The following is a 20,373-nucleotide window of genomic DNA, read 5'->3' on the forward strand; positions in this document are numbered from 1 at the left end:
GCCCCGAGCGACACGGCCGACCAGCGCTCCCGCGAACTCCACTACGCTCGAGGAGTGCGGGAGAGGTGCGTGGCGTGAACGCGGGACGAGGACATCTGATCGACCTGACGCCGCTGCGGATCAGCCCCGCTTTCGCACGCATGTGGATCGGCTCGACGCTCGCGGGCATCGGCGGCCAGCTCACGATCGTCACGGTGATGCTGCACGTGTTCGCGCTCACCGGGAGCACGTTCGCGGTGTCGATGATCGCGGTGGCCGGGCTCCTGCCGATGGTCCTGGCCGGCCTGTACGGCGGCATGCTCGCCGACGCCTTCGACCGCCGTCGCGTCGCCCTCATCGCCGCCACCGTGACCTTCGCCTCCACCGCTCTCCTCGCGGCGCTCACGTGGACCGGTGCCGAGACGATCTGGTGGCTGTACGCGCTGAGCATGATCAACTCGGCCGCCAACTCGGTGGGCATGGCCACGCGCACCGCGATCGTCCCCCGCCTCATCCCCCGCGAACAGCTCGCCGCGGCGTCAGCGCTCAACGGTGTCGCCTTCGGGCTGACGGTCATGGCCGGTCCGGCCCTGGCCGGCCTGCTGGTCGCCCTCACGGGCTACGGCTGGACGTACTCGATCGACGTCGTGCTGATGCTGTCGATGTTCCTCGGCCTGTGGACGCTGCCCTCGGTGCGTCCGGAAGGCGAGATCGTCCGCCCCGGTCTCGCCTCGCTCGTCGACGGCTGGCGCTTCCTCCGCCGCGCGAGCAACATCCGGATGCAGTACGTCGTCGACATCATCGCGATGACGTTCGGCCAGCCCCTCGTCCTCTTCCCCGCGCTGGGCACGCTGCTGCTGGGCGGCGGCGCGGTCACCACCGGCATCCTCACCGCAGCCGTGGCGGTGGGCACCTTCGCCTCGAGCCTGTTCTCGGGCCGGGTCGTGCAGTACCGCTGGCACGGTCGCGGGATCGCACGCGCGGTCGAGGCCTATGGCGCATCGATCCTGCTGTTCGGTGTGGTGCTGCTCGTGGGCGCCTTCTCCTCCCCCGCCGACGAGGACACATCCCACGTCGGACTGATCATCGCCGCCTGCGTGGCCCTCGCGCTGTCCGGCGCCTCCGACAACGTCAGCTCGATCTACCGCAACACGATGATGCAGGCGGCCGTGCCCGACACCATGCGCGGACGCCTGCAGGGGCTGTTCATCGTGGTGGTCGCCGGCGGCCCGCGCATCGGCGCCCTCTACGCCGGCACGCTCGCCACGCTCACGACGCTGTGGTTCCCTCCCCTGCTCGGCGGGATCCTGGTGATCGCGCTGGTCGCGCTGATCGCCGGGCGCAACCGCCGCTTCCGCTCCTATGACGCAGAGAACCCCGAGCCCTGACGGACCCGGGGTTCCTGAAGCCGTGCGGCGATCAGTCCTGCTGCAGCGCTCCCTGCAGGTCGAGGTTGATCGTGACGTCCTTGCCCACGAGTACGCCGCCGGTCTCGAGCGCCGCGTTCCAGGTGAGGCCGAAGTCCTCGCGGTTGATGACCGTCTTCGCCGAGGCGCCCGCCTTGTAGTTGCCCCACGGGTCGCTGCCGAAGCCGCCGAAGTCGAGCTCGAACGTGACCGGCTTCGTGATGCCGCGGATCGTGAGGTCGCCGTCGACCAGCAGGTCGCCCCCCTCGACGCGCGCACCGGTCGACACGAACTCCATCGTGGGGTAGTTCTCGGTGTCGAAGAAGTCCGCCGAGCGGAGGTGCTGGTCGCGGCCCTCGTCCTTCGTGTCCACCGACGTCACGTCGACGCTCGCCTCGACCTTGGCCTCGAGCGGGTTCTCCGGAGCCACGAGCGTCGCGCTCTTCACGCCGAACGTGCCGCGCACCTTCGAGATCATCATGTGACGGACGCTGAAGGTGACCTCGCTGTGCGCGGGGTCGAGGACCCAGGTGCCGGGGCGGTAGCCGGGGATGTCGATGCTGGTCATGGGTTTCTCCTCGGAGACATCGGCCGCGCGGAGGCGGCGTACGGACAGGGCCGCGATCGCGGCGTCCTCCAGCCCAACCTAGATTCACGCGAATGTATTCCCGTGCATGCACACGCATTCCGGAAAGACAGAACGCTCCTCCTGGCGAGAGGAGAGGCGCTCGAGATGTCGCGTCGGGATCAGCCCACGGCGACGAGGTCGATGATGAAGATCAGCGTCTTGCCGGACAGGAAGTGTCCGCCGCCGACCGGACCGTAGGCCAGGTGCGGCGGGATGATCAGCTCGCGGCGTCCGCCGACCTTCATGCCGGGAATGCCGTCCTGCCAGCCCTGGATCAGGCCGCGCAGCGGGAACTGGATGGTCTCGCCACGGCCCCACGAGGAGTCGAACTCCTCGCCGGACTCGAACTCCACACCGGCGTAGTGGACGGTCACCGTGTCACCGGGCTTGGCCTCGGCACCATCACCCTCGATGATGTCGCGGATGACCAGCTCTGCGGGGGCAGGAGCGGTCGGGGCGTCGAACTCGGGCTTCGTGCGATCAGTCATGGCTCCATCCAAGCGGACCCCCGCGCGCCCGGTCAACGCGACGGGACCTGCTCACAGCGAACACCTCGACCGGGCGGGTGGCCTCGCGCCCTGCCCCTTGACACGTCCGAGGGGCCGGGTGCACCCTGGTGGCAGATCAACTCAGCGCCCGGGAGACATGCAGGCATCGCCGCAGCACCGGGCGCTGAGTCTTGCTCAGGGCGGATCAGTAGGCCAGCAGCGCGGCCCTCGTCGCGCGCGTGCGGATCAGCAGCGCCCGCTCGTCCTCGACCGCCAGCGGGTCGCGGCCGGTGATCGCCCGCTGCCGCACCGCCGCCAGCGCCGTCGCGTCCTTGATGAACTCGCGCATGAGCGGACGACGGTCGCCGCGCAGCTGCGCCGCCCACGTCAATCCCGCCTTGCGACCGGACGGCGTCGCCAGCATCGTGACCTCCTCCGGCGTGAACCATCCTGCGGCGGCGTACTCGGCGAGCCGGGCTCGCGTGAGCCGCGCCTCCTCCCGCCGCAGCGCGATGATGCCCAGGATGAAGCCGATGAACAGCGGGACCTGCAGCGTGAAGTAGAGGCCGAAGAAGTCCGCGAAGGTCGCCGAGCCGTTCCACAGCGCGTGCAGGAAGACCGCGCCGAACCACCCGAGCAGTCCCGCGCCGAGGGCCGCCCCGGCGGAGGCGTGCCGGCGCGCGACGAGGCCGATCGCGAACCCCGTCAGCGACGTGAACATGGCGTGCGCGAAGGGCGACAGCAGCGCGCGCACCACGAACGTGGCGCCGAGCTGCTCGCCGCCACCCTCGATCAGGCTGACCGCGAAGTACTGGATGTTCTCGGTGAACGCGAACCCGGCCCCCACCAGCGCGCCGTACACCACGCCGTCGACCGGGCCGTCGAACGAACGGCGGGCGAGCAGGAAGACCAGGAACACCCCGAGGCCCTTCCAGAACTCCTCCACGATCGGCGCCTGTACGACCGCCGCCACCGCCTCCGGCACCGGGCCGAGCAGGATCGTCATCCCGACGTCGACCAGGAGAGTGAGGCCGACCGCCGCCACCGCGCCCCACGCGATCGCGAAGATCACGAGACGCTTCGGCTCCGGCTCCCATCGGTCGATCATCCGCACCCCGAGGAACACGATCGCCAGGGGGATCAGCGCGAGAACGAGCCCCACGGCCGACGCCGTCGGCCCCAGCGCCCAGCCGAAGTAGCCGATCAGCGCCAGGAGCAGGAACCCGAGGAAGGCGAACAGCCACAGCGAGACCGTCCTGCCCTTCTTCGTGGTCACCGGCAGGGCGGGCAGCGACTCCGCCGGCGACGGCGCGACGGGCGCCGGCGGGGTGTACGGCGTCGGCTGCGCCAGTGCGGACGCGTAGCCGGGCTGCTGCCCGTAGGTCGCCGGCAGATAGGGCGACTGCGCATACTGGGCCGCGGAGTACGCCGACGGTGCGGGCTGCTGGGCGGGCGGCGGCGTGTATCGCCCGGGCTGCTGGGGGTCGGCCGGTCCTCCGAAAGTCATAGCCAAAGCTTATGGGGCACAAGCAATACCGCCCGGGTCTGGTCGAGTCCTCCATCCGCCCCGCCGCAGCCACCCGGTAGCGTAGAACCATGCGGTTCGCTCATCTGCGCCGTCCCGACTCCCCCCGCGCGGTCCTCGCCGTGGTGGACGACACGGACGCCATCCTCGTCTCCGATCTCCTGTCCGACGCTCCTGCCACACTGCAGCAGCTGATCGAGCGGGGTGACGTCGCCCTCGACGAGCTGCGCACCGCCCTGGCCGAGGGCACCGCCCCGCGTCACCCGCTGGGTGACTGGAGCTTCGACTCCGCCGTGCTCGCCCCGCCCGCCGTGCTCGCGGTCGGCCTCAACTACGCCGCGCACTCCAGCGAGCTCGGGCTCAAGACCGACGCTGCGCCCACGGTGTTCACACTGTGGCCCAACTCCCTCACCGGGCACGATCACGTCACCTCCTGGCCGCGCAGCCTCAGCGAAGCCGTCGACTACGAGGCGGAGCTCGGCGTGCTGATCGGCACCCCCGCGAAAGACGTGAGCGAAGCCGACGCGCTGTCGCACGTGTGGGGATACACCGTGGTGAACGACATCACCGCGCGGAACATCCAGTTCTCCGAGGCGCAGTGGTCGCGCTGCAAGTCGTTCGACGGCTTCACGCCCACCGGTCCCTTCGCGGTCACGGCCGACGAGGTGCCCGATCCGCAGGACCTCCACATCTGGACGGTCGTCGACGGGCACACGGTGCAGGACGCGAGCACCGACCAGATGGTGCGCTCGGTCGCGAAGCTGATCGCGCATCTGTCGCAGTCGCTCACGCTGCTGCCCGGGACGCTCATCTCCACCGGCAGCCCCGGCGGTGCGGGCTACTCGCGCGACCCGCAGATCTTCCTCCGCGACCACTCGACGGTCACGGTCGGCATCGACGGGATCGGCGAGCTCACCACGCACTGCCGCATCCTCGACTGACACCGGACACGCGGAAGGGGACGGGAGCCGCGGCTCCCGTCCCCTTCTGCGTGTTCGGCGTGCCGCAGGTCAGATCTGGATGAGGTCGTCGGGCGTGACGATCGGGATGGCCGCCGTCACGGCCTCCAGGCCCGACAGGCGCGCGGGCGAGAGCTGCTTGGTCACCTCGTCGCGCGACATGAGGCCGGCCTCGACCACCAGATCGGCGACGTTGCGGTTGGTGAGCAGCGCGGTCTTCGCGAGCGCGGCCGCGGCGGCGTAGCCGATGAAGGGGGTGAGCGCCGTGATCACGCCGACCGACGCGCCCACCATCGCCCCGAGGCGGTCGCGGTTGGCGGTGATGCCCTCGACGCAGTTCACGCGCAGGGTCCACATGGCCTGACGCATCCAGGTGATGGACTGGAAGATCGAGTGCGCGATGACCGGCTCGAACGCGTTGAGCTGCAGCTGTCCGCCCTCGACCGCCATGGTCACCGTGGTGTCCGCGCCGACGACGGCGAACGCGACCTGGTTCACGACCTCGGGGATCACCGGGTTCACCTTGCCCGGCATGATGCTGGAGCCGGCCTGGCGGGCGGGGAGGTTGATCTCGCCGAGGCCCGCCTGCGGACCCGACGAGAGCAGGCGCAGGTCGTTGCAGATCTTCGAGAGCTTGATGGCGTTGCGCTTGAGCGACGACGAGAACGACATGAAGGCGCCGGTGTCGCTCGTGGACTCCACGAGGTCGGTCGCCGTCTCCAGGTCGAGCCCCGTGATCTCGCGCAGGTGCTTGAGCACGGCCGGCGCGTAGTCGACGTGCGTGGTGATGCCGGTACCGATCGCCGTGGCGCCCATGTTGATCTCGAACATGAGCGAGGCGTTCTCGGTGAGACGGCTGTGGTCCTCCCCCAGCGTCGTGGCGAAGCCGTGGAACTCCTGGCCGAGCGTCATCGGCACCGCGTCCTGCAGCTGGGTGCGCCCGACCTTGAGGATGTCGTGGAACTCGCTCGCCTTGCCCAGGAACGCGATGCGCAGGGCGTCGAGCTCGTCGAGCAGCGACCGCAGCGTGAGCGACAGCCCGATCTTGACCGCCGTCGGGTACACGTCGTTGGTGGACTGGCTGCGGTTGGTGTGGTCGATCGGCGAGAGGAACGCGTAGTCGCCCTTCTCGCGTCCGGCCATCTCGAGCGCGATGTTGGTGATGACCTCGTTCGCGTTCATGTTGGTCGAGGTGCCGGCACCGCCCTGGATGACGCCGACGGTGAACTGCTCGTGGAACTCGCCGTCGATCACCCGCTGCGCCGCGCGGTCGATCAGGTCGGCACGCTCGGCATCGAGCACGCCGATCTCCTTGTTCGCCCGCGCACTGGCCTGCTTGACCATCGCCAGAGCGATCACCAGGTCGGGGTACACGGAGATCGGCCGCTTGGAGATCGGGAAGTTCGCGTCGGCGCGGGCCGTGTGGATCCCCCAGTAGGCGTCGACGGGGATCTCCATGCTCCCCAGCGAATCGGTCTCGGTACGTGTAAGTGCAGGCGCGGCAGAAGCCATGTCACATCCTCGTGGGTCGTGGCGAATGGAAAAGTGGGGGATGCGACCAGTCTACGCCGGTCGGCGCGGCGGTTTCCGGGAGAACGCGTCGAGCCGCTGCTCCGGCGTGAGGGCGGCCATCCGCTCCAGCCACTCGGAGGAGAAGAAGTCGCCCGTGGGAGCGTCGACCACCAGGACGACGGTGTGGGTGATCGTGTCGGGATACACATGCACGAGCTGGAACGACTGCGCCGCGTCCATGCCGTTCACGTCGGGTGCCGGCCGGGCGACGTTCATCGTGTAGCAGGTCGCCGAGGCCACGCTCACCGGGACGCCGGCGAACACCCCGTGCGAGGAGTAGTGCAGGTGTCCCGCGAGGATCCCCCGCACGTCGGTGCCGCGGATCACCTCCGCGAGCTCGTCCTGGTGGCGCAGCTCGAGGATGTCGAACAGCGGCAGGTGGCTCGGCAGCGGCGGGTGGTGCATCGCCAGCAGCGTGCCGTGCGGCGCCGGCTCCGCGAGCAGTCCGGCCAGCCACTCGAGCTGACCGGGGTCGAGGTCTCCGTGGTGCCATCCGGGGACACTCGTGTCGAGCGCGATGAGCCGCAGTCCGTCCAGCTCCCACACGCCCGTCACCGGCTCCTCCGTCGGCTCCCGGTCGAGAAGCTCACGGCGCAGCGCGGGGCGTTCGTCGTGGTTGCCCGCGACCCACACGATCGGTGTGCCCCGGTCCGCGGCGACCGGCTCGAGCGCGGCTCGCAGTCGCCGGTACGCGTCGGGCTCACCGAGGTCTGCGAGGTCGCCCGTGACCACGATGGCTGCGGGCGCCGGATGCACGGCGCGGATCGCCGCGAGGGTGCGGTCGAACGAGGCCTGCACGTCGTAGCTCCCGCCGAGCAGTGCCCCTCCCGCGAGGAAGTGCGGGTCGCTCACGTGGATCAGGACGTGGGAGGCCGGGTCGTGCCTGCCGAAGACGTACGGGGTTCCGGGTGCCGCGGACATGACCTCAGCCTAGGGTCACGCCCCGACGCCAGGTCCGGACGCGCCAGGGCCGCGGGGTCTCAGTGTCCGAGGACGAGGAGGAGGATGCCGCCGATGACCGCCGCACCGCACAGCACGAAGCACACGTAGGCACCCACGAGCGCGAGAGTCTTCTGTCCCTCGGTGAGCGGGCTCTTCTGCGCCGCCTTGGCCGCCTGCTTGGCCGCGCGCTTGAGTTCCTTCTCGGAGATCACGGTGATCGCGTCGGTGAACTCGGCGGGGCTCACGACGGGGGCCCGGCCGCTGCGGACCAGGAGCCGCAGTCCCAGCGCGTAGAAGGTGACGATGGCCGCGGCGCCGATGAGGGCGGCGGCGAACACCTGGAAGAACGCGAGCCAGTCGATCGTGACGCTCATGCCGAGTCCCCGTTCCGCGTGATCGTGGCCTCGTCGGCGGCCGACTCCGGTGCCGGGGCCGGGGCGACGGGTGCAGCGCCGGTCTTCGCCGCCTTGGCACCGGCCTTGGCCTCCGCCTTCTTCTTGGCCTTGTTCTTCGCCTCGGCCTTCGCGCGGTCCTTGGCCTCGGCACGCGCCTTGGCCTCGGCCTTCGCGCGCTCGATGCGCTGCTGACGGCGCGTGGGCGGGGGCGTGTCCGGCAGCTCGATCGCGAGACCCGACTCCGCCACATCGCTCATCGCGTTCGCGTGCGTGACCGCGTTGCGCCGCGACCGCAGGAACAGGCCCAGGATGATCGCGAGCGCAAGGACCGCATCGATCGCGACGCCCCATGGGCCAAGCCACACGACCAGCAGGGCCGCGAGGGCGCCGACACCGCCGGCGGCCGGCAGCGTCAGCAGCCAGCCGACGCCGATGCGTCCGGCCGTCCGCCACCGCACGGTCGAGCCGCGGCGACCCAGCCCCGAGCCGATGACCGAGCCGGACGCCACCTGGGTCGTGGAGAGCGCGAAGCCCAGCGCGCTGGACGCGAGGATCGTGGCCGCGGTCGAGCTCTCGGCGGAGAAGCCCTGCGCCGGCTTGACATCGGTCAGCCCCTTGCCGAGCGTGCGGATGATGCGCCACCCGCCGAGGTACGTGCCGAGCGCGATCGTGAAGGCGCACGCGACGATCACCCACAGCTCGGGCTCGTGGTGGGCTCCCGACTGCCAGCCGATCGTGATCATGGCCAGGGTGATGACACCCATGGTCTTCTGCGCGTCGTTCGTGCCGTGCGCCAGCGCGACCAGCGAGGACGTGAAGATCTGACCCCAGCGGAAGCCGTCGCGTCCGTCCGGCTTGCCGTCGTAGCGGCGCGTGACCGAGTACGCGATCTTGGTGGCCGCGAACGCGATGATGCCCGCCGTGATGGGGGCGATCAGCGCGGGGAGCACGATCTTCGACAGCACTGCACCGAAGTCGATGCCGCCGAGGCCCGCGCCGACGAGCGTGGCGCCGATGAGGCCGCCGAACAGCGCGTGCGAGGAGCTCGACGGCAGGCCGAGCAGCCAGGTGAGCATATGTTCCACGTGATCGCACCGATGAGTCCGGCGAAGATGAGCGACAGGAACAGTTGCGCCCCCGCCTCGAGGATCGCATCCTCGCGGATGATGCCGCCCGAGATGGTCTTCGACACCTCCGTGGACAGGAAGGCACCGACGAGGTTGAGCACGGCGGCCAGCAGCACCGCGGTCTTGGGCTTCAGGGCACCGGTCGCGATGGGGGTGGCCATCGCGTTGGCGGTGTCGTGAAAGCCGTTCGTGAAGTCGAAGAAGAGTGCCAGCGCGATGACGAGCACAACAATGAGGGCTGCGGTTTCCACCGTTCGCTTTCGGTCTTGAGGAAAGGGAATGTCGACGGGATCGACGTGACGAACGAAGAGTTCACCGTGGGTTTGACTTCCGTTTACCGGCCCCGGTAAATCCTCCCACCGTCCCCCGTGCCGGTCAACTCGACCTGGGATAGCGTGGAGCGGTGACTGACGCCCCGATCGCCGCCCGCCGTCCGACGTTCCGCACGCACCACGGGGACACCGTGGAAGACCCCTACGAATGGCTGCGCGAGAAGGACTCCCCCGAGGTCATCGCTCATCTCGAGGCCGAGAACGCCCACACCGAGGCCGAGACCGCCCACCTGGCCGGACTGCGCGAGACCCTGTTCCAGGAGATCAAGGGCCGCGTGCAGGAGACGGATCTGTCGGTGCCGACCCGCCGCGGCGACTGGTGGTACTACAGCCGCACCGAAGAGGGCGCGCAGTACGCGATCCACTGCCGCGCGGCCGCGGAGCCCGACGACTGGACTCCCCCGCGCCTGGAGCCCGGCGTCCCGGTGCCCGGCGAGGTCGTGCTGCTGGACGGCAACGCCGAGGCGGAGGGCCACGAGTTCTTCTCGCTCGGAGCCTTCGACACCACGGATGACGCGACGAAGCTCCTGTGGTCCACCGACTTCGAGGGCGACGAGCTCTACACCGTGCGCGTACGCGATCTCGCGACGGGCACCACGTTCGACGACGAAATCCCGAACACCGGCAGCGCCTTCTTCACCCCCGACGGCACGGGGGTGCTCTACACCACGCGCGACGAGGCCTGGCGCCCGGACACCCTGTGGCTGCACCGCCTCGGCACCCCCGTCGCCGACGACGTGCGGCTGTTCCACGAACCCGACGAGAAGTTCTGGCTCGGCGCCGGGATCACCCGCAGCCGCCGGTACCTCGTGATCGCGGTCGGGTCGAGCATCACGAGCGAGGAGCGCCTGGTCGACCTGTCCGGCGACATCACCGCGGAGCCGCAGCTGGTGTGGCCGCGTCGCGAGGGTGTGGAGTACTCGCTGGAGCACGCCGTGGTCGACGGCGAGGACCGACTGCTGATCCTGCACAACGACGGCGCCCTGGACTTCGAGCTCGTGTCGGTGACCGTCGCGGACCCGCAGGGCGAGCGACGCGTGATCCTCCCCCACGAGCCGGGACGGCGACTCCTCGGGGTCGATGCGTTCCGGGACTTCGCCACCGTGGAGTACCGCAGCGAGGGGCTCGAACGGGTCGGCCTGCTCGACTACGCGACCGATGCGGTCGAGGAGCTCCGCTTCGACGAGCCGCTCTACTCCGCCGGCGTGAGCGGCAACCCCGAGTGGCACGCCCCCTTCCTCCGGCTCGGCTACACCTCCTTCGTGACGCCAGGCACGGTGTACGAGCTCGACCTCGCCACGCGCGAGCTCGTGCTGCGCAAGCAGGTGGCCGTTCTGGGCGGCTATGAGCCCTCCGCCTACGGCCAGCGCCGCGAGTGGGCGACCGCGGAAGACGGCACCCGCGTGCCGATCTCGCTCGTCTGGAAGCGGTCGTTCGGGGAGCCTGGTGCCGAGGCGCGCCCCGTGCACCTGTACGGCTACGGCTCGTATGAGCACTCGATCGACCCGGGGTTCTCCGTGGCGCGGCTGTCGGAGCTCGACCGCGGCGTGGTCTTCGCGGTCGCCCACGTGCGCGGCGGCGGCGAGATGGGACGGCAGTGGTACGAGGAGGGGAAGCTGCTGCACAAGCGCAACACCTTCACGGACTTCGTCGCGTGCGCACGGCACCTGGTCGCGGAGGGCACGACGACGCCCGCGCAGCTGGTCGCCGAGGGCGGCAGTGCGGGCGGCCTGCTGATGGGCGCGGTCGCGAACCTGGCCCCCGAGCTGTTCGCCGGAGTGCTCGCCGGGGTGCCGTTCGTCGACGCCCTGACCACGATCCTCGACCCGTCGCTTCCCCTCACCGTGATCGAGTGGGACGAGTGGGGCGACCCGCTGCACGACGCAGAGGTGTACGCCTACATGAAGTCGTACACGCCGTACGAGAACGTGCGCGAGGGTGTGCACTACCCGCGGATCCTCGCCGTGACATCACTCAACGACACGCGAGTGCTGTACGTCGAGCCGGCCAAGTGGGTGGCCCGGCTCCGCGAGGCCGGGGCGACCGACGTGCTCCTCAAGTGCGAGATGGTCGCCGGGCACGGGGGCGTGAGCGGGCGCTACAACTCCTGGCGTGAGCGCGCGTTCGAGCTCGCCTGGCTGCTCGACACGCTCGGCCTCGCCGACGCCTGAGCCGCGGCGGGTCAGCCGAACAGCGCGGCGGCCTCGTCGTAGCGGTAGCGCGGCACCGTGTTCAGCTCGCCCAGCGCATCCGCGAAGGGCACGCGCACGATGTCGGTGCCCTGCATCGCCACCATCTGGCCCCAGGCGCCGTCGACGATCGCGTCGGCGGCGTGCAGGCCCAGGCGCGTGGCCAGCACGCGGTCGAACGCCGAGGGCGAGCCGCCGCGCTGGATGTGCCCCAGGATCGTGGCGCGGGTCTCGATGCCGGTGATCCGCTCGATCTCCGGGGCCAGCAGGTCGCCGATCCCGCCGAGGCGCGGGCGGTTGAAGGCGTCGAGGCCCTTGTCGCTGTAGGCCTCCTCCATGCCCGTGAGCGTAAAGCCCTCCGACACCACGACCAGCGGAGCGCGGCCGCGGTCGTGTGCCCGCGTGACCAGCTCGGTGATCTCGTCGATGGACATGGGGACCTCGGGGATGCAGATCACGTGGGCACCGGCGGCCATGCCGGCGTGCAGCGCGATCCAGCCGACGTGACGGCCCATGACCTCGGCGACCATGCACCGCTGGTGAGAGTCGCCGGTCGTCCGCAGACGGTCCATGGCGTCGGTCGCGATGTTCACCGCGGTGTCGAAACCGAACGAGTAGTCGGTGGCGCGCAGGTCGTTGTCGATCGTCTTCGGGACGCCGAGCACCTTGATGCCGTCCTTCGCGAGCCGGTCGGCCGCGGCCAGGGTGCCCTCGCCGCCGATCGCCACGATGCCGTCGATCTTGTGACCGTAGAGCGTCTTGGCGATGTTCTCGGCGCCGCCGCGCTCACCCTCGTACGGGTTGGTGCGGCTCGTGCCGAGGATCGTGCCGCCCACCTTCGACAGCCCCTTCACCTCGTGCCGGGTGAGGGGCATGAAGTCGCCCTCGACGACCCCGCGCCAGCCGTCGCGGATGCCGACGAACTCCAGGTCGTAGGTGGTGGTGCCCTTGAGCACGATGCCGCGGATGACCGCGTTGAGTCCGGGGCAGTCGCCGCCGCTCGTCAGGATGCCGATCTTCATGCTGCTGCCTTCGGAGGTTCGAGTGTCGGGAGGGGGAAAGGCGACGGTGCCTGGGATCGACCCTAGCGGCACGCCGCCCTCCGCCGCCATTCGGACGCGTCGAAAAACCAGGATCTTGACGCGTCCGACCCGCGGAATCCGCGAACTTTGAGATCGAAGCCCGATCCGAGGCGAATCCGGCGTTAAGAACTCGCGTTCTTAGCGGAGGCTCAGCTCCCGCCGAGGGCCTCGCGCAGCAGGTGCATGAGGGCCGCCAGCTGCACCGACTCGCTCGCCGCCTCCTCGGTCGCCTCGCCGTCCAGCGCCCTGGCCGCGAGGCCCTGCTTCTGGTCGATGAGCTCCGCGATCTTGGTGTCGATCGTGTGCGCGGCGATGATGCGCCACGCCGTCACCGGCTCGTCCTGCCCGATGCGGTGCACGCGGTCGATGGCCTGCGTCTGCTCGGCCGCCGTCCACGAGAGCTCGGCGAGCACGACGTTCGACGCGGCCTGGAGGTTGAGCCCCACACCGGCGGCCGTCAGCGAGCACACCGCGATGCCCACGTCCGGGTCGCCGTTGAAGTCGTCGATCGCCTGCTGACGCACGGTCGTGGTCTGATCGCCGCGGATCGACACCGCGCGGATGCCCGCGGCGGCGAAGTGCGCCTCCGCCTGGTCCATGACGTCGATGTGCTTCGCGAAGAACACGACCTTGCCGACCGACCGCTGCAGCTGCGCCGCGTAGTCGGCCGCGAGCGGCGCCTTGGCCTGACCGATGCGGCGCACCATCGTGAAGACGTTGTCGCCTCCGGTGCCCGCGGCCTTCGACTCCTCGAGCTCGTTCTGAGCGACCAGGCGCACGATGTCGTCGTCGATCTCGCCGGGAAGGAGCCCGCGATCGCCCCGCGCCTCGATGATGCGGCGGTAGCGCGCGGCCAGCCGCTCCCCCAGCTCGCGCTCGGCCTGACGGATGCTGCGCCCGAACTCGTCGTCGAGCTGCACCGGCAGATCTGCGACGAGCTTGTCCGGGAGGTCGGCCGCGACGTCCTTCTTCTTGCGGCGCACGATACCCATCGAGATCACCGCGTCCCGCGCTTCGGGATAGAACGCCTTGTCGGCGGGCGTAAACCCGGTCGCGTCGAGCTTCTCCATGAGCGCCGGTCCCGGCTTCTCGCCGTTCGTCCACCCGAGGAAGCGCCAGATCGCGTCGAAGTCCTCGACGTCGTTGATCAGCGGGGTACCCGTGAGCGCGAGCATCAGCGGGTCGTGTCCCGGCGTGCGCTCACGCACCTGCGCGGCCAGCGACAGCACGTTCTGGGAGCGCTGCGACGACAGGTTCTTGATGAAGTGCGCCTCGTCGACGACCATGCCCCGCAGACCGATGGTCGCGAGCCACGACAGGTGACGATCGAGGATCTCGTAGTTGACGATGAACACGTCGGCGAACGCGTCGATGTCGTCGCCGTCGCCCTGGATGACGGTCGCGCGGCGCTGCGGCGTCCACCGCTCCACCTCGCGCGCCCAGTTCATCTTCACCACGTTCGGCACCACGGCGAGCAGCGGGTAGGCGCCTGCGACGGATGCCGCCAGCACCGACTGCGCGGTCTTGCCCAGACCCGGCTCATCCGCGAGCAGGAAGCTGCGGTGCCCCGCGCGCACCGCCTCGAGGAAGCGCGACTGGTGCACCATCACGTCGAGGCCCTTGGGCGACACGTGGTCGAACTCGGGCGCGGGCGGAAGCTCCATCGAGGCTGCCGCACCGCCGGCGCCGGTCTCGAACGCCTTGTACAGCGGCCCCATCAGCTCCCAGCCGTCGAGGCGGCGCCGGGGCGTGCTGGCCGGGCGCGGCGTGAGGTCGGGCGCGAGGAAGGGGTTGGCGAGCTGGCGCGACTCCACGGACGGCGGCGTCACCTGACGTTCGGCGATCGCGGCCGGCACCACGGGGGCCTGCACGGGCGCCTGGTCCGCGATGATGAGCTCCTCGGGCGGCAGCTCGGCGCCCGACTCCAGCAGCCAGTCGCGGCGCATGCGCTTGGCGACGGGCGACGTGGCCTGGTCGGCCTCCAGCAGCTGGATGAGCGAGGTGTCGCGCGCGGCCGTCTTGGCGAGGATCGTGGCGACGCCGTCCAGACGCTTGAGCAGCTCGGTGCGCGCGGCGTCGGTGATCTCGGTGTCGGCCTTGACCCGCGCGCGCTCCTCACGCACCAGGAACGCGATGACCTGGAACTTCGTGCGGTTCGTCGGGCCCAGCTTGCCGCGCTGGGACTTCGCCTCGATCTCGCGCACCTTGCGCGCGAGGATCGGGATGAGGGGTGCCTCGTCGTCGCGACGGGACGTCTTCTTGCGCCGCGTGGCGGCGGTTGCCGTGGTCGGCATGCTCCTCCTGAGCCTGAAGGGCCCGGCGCCCACAGGGAGCCGATGGCCGTTCTCGTCGTCCGCGTGTGGCGTGAGCCAGGACCGTGCGGACCGTGGATCGTCTCCCTCCGGCGCTCACGGCGGTGCGCGGGTCGGCGGGAGCCTGCTCCCATTCTATGTCATCGGGCCGACCGCCCGCGGAACCGCGCGCCGGACTCGCGGTGCAGCGGTCAGGACTCCACGCCGAGGATCGCCGCAGCCTGCGCCACATCGGCCGCCATCTGCGACATGAGCTTCTCGATGCCCTCGAACGCCACCATGCCGCGCAACCGCTCCACGAACTCCACCGTCACGTCGTGCCCGTAGAGGTCGAGCCCCGTCTCCCCCAGCACGTGCGCCTCGACCTGGCGGACCAGCACGTCGTCGAACGTGGGGTTCGTGCCGACGGAGATCGCGGACGGATGCCGGATGCCGGTGTCGTGGTCGACCAGCCAGCCGGCGTAGATGCCGTCCGCGGGGACGAACGCATCGACGATGGTCGAGAGGTTGGCGGTGGGGAACCCCAGCTCGCGGCCGCGCTTGAGGCCGTGCACGACCTCGCCGCGCACATCGGGAGAGCGCCCCAGCACCCGCGCGGCGCCCGCGACGTCGCCGTCCACGAGCAGCTCGCGGATCCAGCTCGACGACACGCGCCGCGACGACCCCTCGAGGTACACGTCCTCGACCACCTCGACCGTGAAGCCGTAGCGGGGGCCCAGCTCGCGCAGCAGCTCGGGTGTGCCTGCCCCGCGATGCCCGAACCGGAAGTCCGCGCCGACGAACACGGTCGACACCTGCAGCGCGCCCACCAGGATGTCCACCACGAAGTCCTCCGCCGAGCGGGCGGCGAGCTCCTCGTCGAAGGTGAGCATCAGGGTCGCGTCGAGGCCCAGCTCGCCGAGCAGCTCGAGCTTGCGCTCCACCGTGACGACGTTCTCGGGGCACCGGTCGGGGCGCAGGACCGCGAGCGGGTTGCGGTCGAAGGTGACGGCGACCGCCCGGCTCCCCGTGGCGGCCGCGGTGTCCTTCAGCCGCTGGATCACGGCGCGGTGCCCTCGATGCACCCCGTCGAACTTGCCGATGGCGACCGCGCTGGGTCCGAAGCCGTCCGGCACCTCCTCCGGACTGCGGAACACGATCACGCGACGGCCTCCACCGGGCGCTCCACCGCAACGGGGCGGTGCGTGCGCAGCCACCAGATGCCGAAGACGGGGAGCACCAGCGGCACGAAGAGGTAGCCGCGGCCGAACAGCGACCACACGGTCTCGTGCTGGAACAGCGCCGGAAGCAGGATGCTCAGCACCCCGACGACGAGAACGCCGGTGAGCTCGAACACGATCGCGACCCACGCCACGGTGTACCACCCGCGACGCCGGGCGAAGATCAGCGCCAGTGTCGCGAGGATGTAGACGAGCGCGGCGACGGCGGACAGCGTGTACGCGAGCGGCGCCTCATCGAACCGGCGCACGATCTGCACGAAGCTGCGCCCCGTGGCAGCCAGCGCCATGACGGCGTAGACGATCACAAGGACGCGACCGATTCCGGTCATCCGGGCGGAGGGGGCGGTGAAGCTCATAGCGCATTCCATCCTAGAGCCGCGGCGAGACGCCGGACTCCGCGGGGGCTCCCGCCGTCAGGCGAGCTGGACGGTCCAGATGGCCTGCATGCGCCATAGCATGACCGCGATCGCGAGCGCCGCGACGCCCAGCACGACCGTGCTCCAGCGGCTGCGCTCCATCAGGGCCCACAGCACGGCGCCGATCGGCAGCAGCACGGCGGAGACCAGATACACCCAGTACTCGAGGAGATCGCCCGTGGGCGGGTTCCCCGCGAGCGGGGCGACGATCGCGACGACGACCTGCCCGATCAGCAGCAGCTCGACGAGTGCGAGCGCGCCGACCGAGAAGTCGCTCGGCCGGCGCCCCGCCAGACCGGCCACCAGGCAGAAGACGCCGGCGGCGACCGCCACCGCGATCTGCACGATCGTGAACCACAGGATCATCGGACGGCCTCCGGCATGTTCATGGCGCTCTTGATGTCGGCGCCGCGTCTCTCGACGATGCCGACCAGCACGTCGTCCTGATCGATCGCCGCGACGAGGGCGCCGGAGAGCCGATCGGCCTGGCCCACCAGGCGTTTCCCGTGCCGCAGGTCCCTCGCCTCATCCGCCGAGACCGCGAGCACCGGGAGGATGCGGGACGCCGCCTGCGCCGGGGTCAGCGTCGGCGCGCCCTCCAGCTCGTCGACGCCCACCGCGTCCGCCGCGTCGAAGGGGCCGACCCTGGTCCGCCGCAGGGCCGTCAGATGGCCCCCGACCCCGAGCGCGGCACCGAGGTCGCGGGCCAGAGAGCGGATGTAGGTGCCGGACGAGCAGTCCACGATCACGTCCAGGTCGATGTGGTCCTCGCCGCGACGGCTGGCGAGCACGTCGAACCGGCTGACGGTGACCTCGCGGGCCGCGAGCACGACCTCCTCCCCCGCGCGCACCCGGTCGTAGGCGCGACGTCCGTCGACCTTGATGGCCGACACCGCGCTGGGCACCTGGGAGATCTCCCCCGTCAGCGCGGCGACGCCGGCAGCGATCGCGTCGTCGGTGACGGTCGACCACGCCGCAGACTCGGCGACCGTGAGCGTGTCACCCTCGGCGTCGTCCGTGGTCGTGGTGGCGCCGAGCCGGATCGTGGCCAGGTAGGTCTTGTCGGCACCCACGACGTAGGTGAGCAGCCGCGTCGCACCCTCGATGCCGATCACCAGCAGCCCGGTCGCCATCGGGTCGAGCGTGCCGGCGTGACCCACCTTGCGGGTGCCGAAGGCCCGCCGCGTGCGGGCGACCACGTCGTGACTGGTGAGCCCGCCGGGCTTGTCGACGAGGAGGATGCCGGAGGGGACCATCCCTCCAGCCTACCGACGCGTGGTGCGCCGTCCGTGCGTCAGCCGCGCACCTCGTACGACGGCTCCGTGCCTCGGCCCGGTCGTCCCGATCCCGCTCGCCTAGGCTGGCGGGGTGCCCGTTCCGCCGTCTTCCCCCACGACGATGCCGAACCTGACGTCATGGTATCGATCGGCCGCCCGCGACCTGCCGTGGCGGCGCCGCGAGTTCCACGACGGCTTCGGCGCCTGGGGCGTGCTGGTCAGCGAGTTCATGCTGCAGCAGACCCCCGCCACCCGGGTCATCCCGCATCTGGACGCCTGGCTGACGCGGTGGCCGACCCCCGCGGCGATGGCCGAGGCGACGACCGCCGAGGTCGTGCAGCAGTGGGCCAACCTCGGCTACCCGCGCCGTGCCCTGTGGCTCCACCGCGCCGCGATCGAGGTCGTCGAGCGGCACGGAGGTGTCGTGCCGCGTGAAGTCGACGCGCTCCTGGCACTCTCCGGCATCGGCGACTACACGGCACGAGCGGTCGCGGTGTTCTCGTACGGTGATCGGCACCCGGTCGTCGACACCAACACCCGACGCGTGCTGGCCAGGGCGGTCGAGGGGCGCGCACACCCGGCGCCGCCGTCCCGGCGCGACCTCGCCCTCATGGACGCGCTGCTGCCGGACGACGACGTGGAGGCCGCGCTCTTCAACGCGGCGACCATGGAGCTGGGCGCCACGATCTGCACGGCTCGGGCACCGCGCTGCGAGGTGTGCCCGATCGCCGAGCAGTGCGCCTGGCTGGCGGCCGGTCGACCGGACACCGGCGACGCTCGACGCCGCCAGGCCGCCTACGAGGGATCGGACCGTCAGGCCCGCGGCACGGTGCTGCGCCTCCTCCGCGACGCCGCCCCCGACGCCGTCCCCCTGGCCGCGGTGATCCCGGAGTGGCCCGACGCCCGACAGCGCGACCGGGCGATCGACTCCCTCATCGCGGACGGCCTCGCCGAGACCGACGGCGAAGGGCTCACGCTCCCCCGGTGACCCCGGATCAGAGGTGACGCTCGGTGCGGTGGGCGAGAGCCGTGAGCTCGACACGGTTGCGCACCTCCAGCTTCGCGAACACGCGCCCGAGGTGCACCTCCACGGTCCGCACCGACACGCTCAGCTCTCGACCGATCTCGCGGTTGCCCGCGCCACGAACGGCCAGCATCGCGACGTCGAGCTCACGGGCGGTGAGCCGCCGCCTCCACACGCTGCGGCACACCGAGAGCCGCTCCGGCGCGGGGACGAGCTGCGCCGCCGTGGTGTCGAGCCGATCGATCCTGTCCCTGGCCGCCCGCGCCCACGCGTCCGCACCCGCCGCCTCGAACAGCCGCTCCGCCCGCTGCAGGTGCATCCGTGCGGCGAGATGGTCGTCACGCACCGCGTGCTGCAGACCCAGCACGAGCTCGACGCGCGCCCGCGCGAACGGGGAGCGCAGCGTGCGCGCCGTCTCCCGCACGTCGTCTCGCTCCGACGGCCAGCTCCCCGCCGACGCCGCCAGGAGGCGCACCCGGAGGTCGCGTGCCGCCGCGAGGTCCGGAGGTGTGACGGGCCCGGATGCCGCGCGCTGCACCTGCGCCGCGACAGCCACCTCCTCGAGCCCGGGAACACCGAGCACCGGCTCCGGAGCCCCGCCGTCGCGCCAGAGCTCCACCGCCGCCCCCGCCGCGTCCACCGCGCCCGCCAGGAAGGCCTCGATCCCGCTGTCGACCAACCCGTCGACGCCTCCCCCTACCGGAAGCACGGCCGTGAGGGCGTGGGCGACCGGTCCGATCTCCCCCCGCACGGCGAGATCGAGCCGCCGCGCGAGGACGACCCCCAGTCCCGCGAACGGAAGCGCGACCGGGAGCTCGACCGCGGCGCGGAGCAGCCGCTCCCGCGCCGCGCCGATGTCACCACGCCACACCAGCAGCAGCGTCTCGGCCACCGCCCGATAGGCGCGCACGAGCGGACTGCGCTCGAACCCCGGCACCAGATGGTCCGGTGCGAGATCGGCCAGGGGCGAGTCGTCGCGCAGCAGGCGCAGCCCCTGCTCGATGTCACCGCGAGCCGCGAGTCGGAGCGCCCGGAGCAGGGTTCCGCACAGCGGCCCCTCACCCTCTCCGACGCCGACCTCGCTGTCCCCCGCGAGAAGCCAGCACAGGGCGACGACGGGCTCCCGCAGCTCGGTCTCGGCCCCGACGACCGCGGCTCCCTCGCGCACCGCGTCGAGCCACAGGCGCATCGGGGCCCGGTCTCCTCGTTCCGCGCACAGCAGCGCCGCGAGCCCGGCCGCTCTCGTCCAGTCGCGCCACGCCGCCCGACCCTTCGCGCTCCGCGGTCGGAACAGCGCGGGATCGACATCCGGCATCGCGCCCAGCACGAACGTCTGCGCCACCAGCAGTCCCCCGAGCGCCCGTCCCCGGAGCCGCGCCGACGCGCGGGGATACAGGCTGCCGAGATCGTGCACGGCATCCCCGGCGAGCCCCGCGCCGACGGCCGCGAGTCCGGCGAGCAGCATCGCCCCGTCCCGCCGGTGGCCCGACACGTGCGCCG

General features: G+C 71.0%; 17 protein-coding genes and 1 pseudogene. 4 read left to right on the top strand and 14 right to left on the bottom strand.

What is annotated here, in order from left to right:
• The first annotated feature begins 74 nt into the window (after positions 1 to 74).
• Positions 75 to 1,367, top strand: coding sequence for an MFS transporter (locus tag DW299_RS16720; RefSeq protein WP_136037259.1), 1,293 nt, complete (start codon positions 75 to 77; stop codon positions 1,365 to 1,367).
• Positions 1,368 to 1,398: 31 nt separating this feature from the next.
• Here DW299_RS16720 and DW299_RS16725 read toward each other — a convergent pair whose 3' ends face one another.
• From DW299_RS16725 to DW299_RS16735, 3 genes are all read right to left on the bottom strand, one after another.
• On the bottom strand, positions 1,399 to 1,953 hold the full coding sequence (locus DW299_RS16725; RefSeq protein WP_136035076.1) for a YceI family protein: 555 nt from the start codon (positions 1,951 to 1,953) through the stop codon (positions 1,399 to 1,401).
• 179 nt (positions 1,954 to 2,132) lie between these two features.
• A complete protein-coding gene (locus tag DW299_RS16730; protein ID WP_136035078.1) occupies positions 2,133 to 2,501 on the bottom strand; it encodes an FKBP-type peptidyl-prolyl cis-trans isomerase in 369 nt (122 codons plus the stop codon).
• A 205-nt stretch (positions 2,502 to 2,706) separates the two neighbouring features.
• Positions 2,707 to 4,008, bottom strand: coding sequence for a PrsW family intramembrane metalloprotease (locus DW299_RS16735; protein ID WP_240745440.1), 1,302 nt, complete (start codon positions 4,006 to 4,008; stop codon positions 2,707 to 2,709).
• 89 nt (positions 4,009 to 4,097) lie between these two features.
• On the opposite strand from DW299_RS16735, the gene DW299_RS16740 reads away from it, so the two are divergent.
• Positions 4,098 to 4,967 carry a fumarylacetoacetate hydrolase family protein gene (locus DW299_RS16740; protein WP_136037260.1) on the top strand — a complete coding sequence of 290 codons (870 nt, stop codon included), beginning with the start codon at positions 4,098 to 4,100 and terminating at the stop codon, positions 4,965 to 4,967.
• Between the two features lie 69 nt (positions 4,968 to 5,036).
• Here DW299_RS16740 and DW299_RS16745 read toward each other — a convergent pair whose 3' ends face one another.
• The 4 genes and pseudogenes from DW299_RS16745 to DW299_RS16760 all read right to left on the bottom strand — a co-directional run bounded on the left by DW299_RS16745 (position 5,037) and on the right by DW299_RS16760 (position 9,272).
• A complete protein-coding gene (locus DW299_RS16745; RefSeq protein ID WP_136035081.1) occupies positions 5,037 to 6,497 on the bottom strand; it encodes an aspartate ammonia-lyase in 1,461 nt (486 codons plus the stop codon).
• A gap of 51 nt (positions 6,498 to 6,548) precedes the next feature.
• On the bottom strand, positions 6,549 to 7,478 hold the full coding sequence (locus tag DW299_RS16750; RefSeq protein ID WP_136037261.1) for a phosphodiesterase: 930 nt from the start codon (positions 7,476 to 7,478) through the stop codon (positions 6,549 to 6,551).
• 59 nt (positions 7,479 to 7,537) lie between these two features.
• Entirely contained in the window at positions 7,538 to 7,873 is a 336-nt protein-coding gene (locus DW299_RS16755; protein ID WP_136037262.1) for a peptidase, read from the bottom strand.
• Positions 7,870 to 9,272 (bottom strand): annotated as a pseudogene (locus DW299_RS16760) (inorganic phosphate transporter). The gene DW299_RS16755 and the pseudogene DW299_RS16760 overlap by 4 nt, the downstream one beginning before the upstream one ends.
• A gap of 152 nt (positions 9,273 to 9,424) precedes the next feature.
• Between DW299_RS16760 and DW299_RS16765 the strand changes: the two are divergent.
• Positions 9,425 to 11,524, top strand: coding sequence for a S9 family peptidase (locus DW299_RS16765; protein WP_136037263.1), 2,100 nt, complete (start codon positions 9,425 to 9,427; stop codon positions 11,522 to 11,524).
• Positions 11,525 to 11,535: 11 nt separating this feature from the next.
• On the opposite strand, the gene DW299_RS16770 is transcribed toward DW299_RS16765, so the two are convergent.
• The 6 genes from DW299_RS16770 to truB form a co-directional block, all read right to left on the bottom strand.
• On the bottom strand, positions 11,536 to 12,564 hold the full coding sequence (locus tag DW299_RS16770) for a 6-phosphofructokinase (protein ID WP_136035092.1): 1,029 nt from the start codon (positions 12,562 to 12,564) through the stop codon (positions 11,536 to 11,538).
• Positions 12,565 to 12,773: 209 nt separating this feature from the next.
• Entirely contained in the window at positions 12,774 to 14,918 is a 2,145-nt protein-coding gene (locus tag DW299_RS16775; protein ID WP_136037264.1) for a DEAD/DEAH box helicase, read from the bottom strand.
• 209 nt (positions 14,919 to 15,127) lie between these two features.
• Positions 15,128 to 16,078, bottom strand: a complete 951-nt coding sequence (locus tag DW299_RS16780; RefSeq protein ID WP_136035096.1) for a bifunctional riboflavin kinase/FAD synthetase — start codon at positions 16,076 to 16,078, stop codon at positions 15,128 to 15,130.
• Positions 16,075 to 16,512, bottom strand: a complete 438-nt coding sequence (locus DW299_RS16785; RefSeq protein ID WP_446724806.1) for a hypothetical protein — start codon at positions 16,510 to 16,512, stop codon at positions 16,075 to 16,077. The genes DW299_RS16780 and DW299_RS16785 overlap by 4 nt, the downstream gene beginning before the upstream one ends.
• A 57-nt stretch (positions 16,513 to 16,569) precedes the next feature.
• Positions 16,570 to 16,938 carry a hypothetical protein gene (locus DW299_RS16790; RefSeq protein WP_136037266.1) on the bottom strand — a complete coding sequence of 123 codons (369 nt, stop codon included), beginning with the start codon at positions 16,936 to 16,938 and terminating at the stop codon, positions 16,570 to 16,572.
• Positions 16,935 to 17,828 (bottom strand): tRNA pseudouridine(55) synthase TruB, encoded by an 894-nt coding sequence (gene truB / locus DW299_RS16795; RefSeq protein WP_136037267.1) that lies wholly within the window; start codon positions 17,826 to 17,828, stop codon positions 16,935 to 16,937. Before truB ends, DW299_RS16790 begins: the two co-directional genes overlap by 4 nt.
• A gap of 142 nt (positions 17,829 to 17,970) precedes the next feature.
• On the opposite strand from truB, the gene DW299_RS16800 reads away from it, so the two are divergent.
• Positions 17,971 to 18,837: an iron-sulfur binding domain-containing protein gene (locus tag DW299_RS16800; protein WP_136037271.1), complete on the top strand. Its 867-nt coding sequence runs from the start codon at positions 17,971 to 17,973 to the stop codon at positions 18,835 to 18,837.
• A 7-nt stretch (positions 18,838 to 18,844) separates the two neighbouring features.
• Here DW299_RS16800 and DW299_RS16805 read toward each other — a convergent pair.
• The coding region (locus DW299_RS16805; protein WP_205814434.1) for a helix-turn-helix domain-containing protein at positions 18,845 to 20,373 on the bottom strand (1,529 nt) is incomplete at its 5' end.

It is taken from the genome of Microbacterium sp. K35 (genome assembly GCF_004794375.1).
Taxonomy (GTDB): domain Bacteria; phylum Actinomycetota; class Actinomycetes; order Actinomycetales; family Microbacteriaceae; genus Microbacterium; species Microbacterium sufflavum.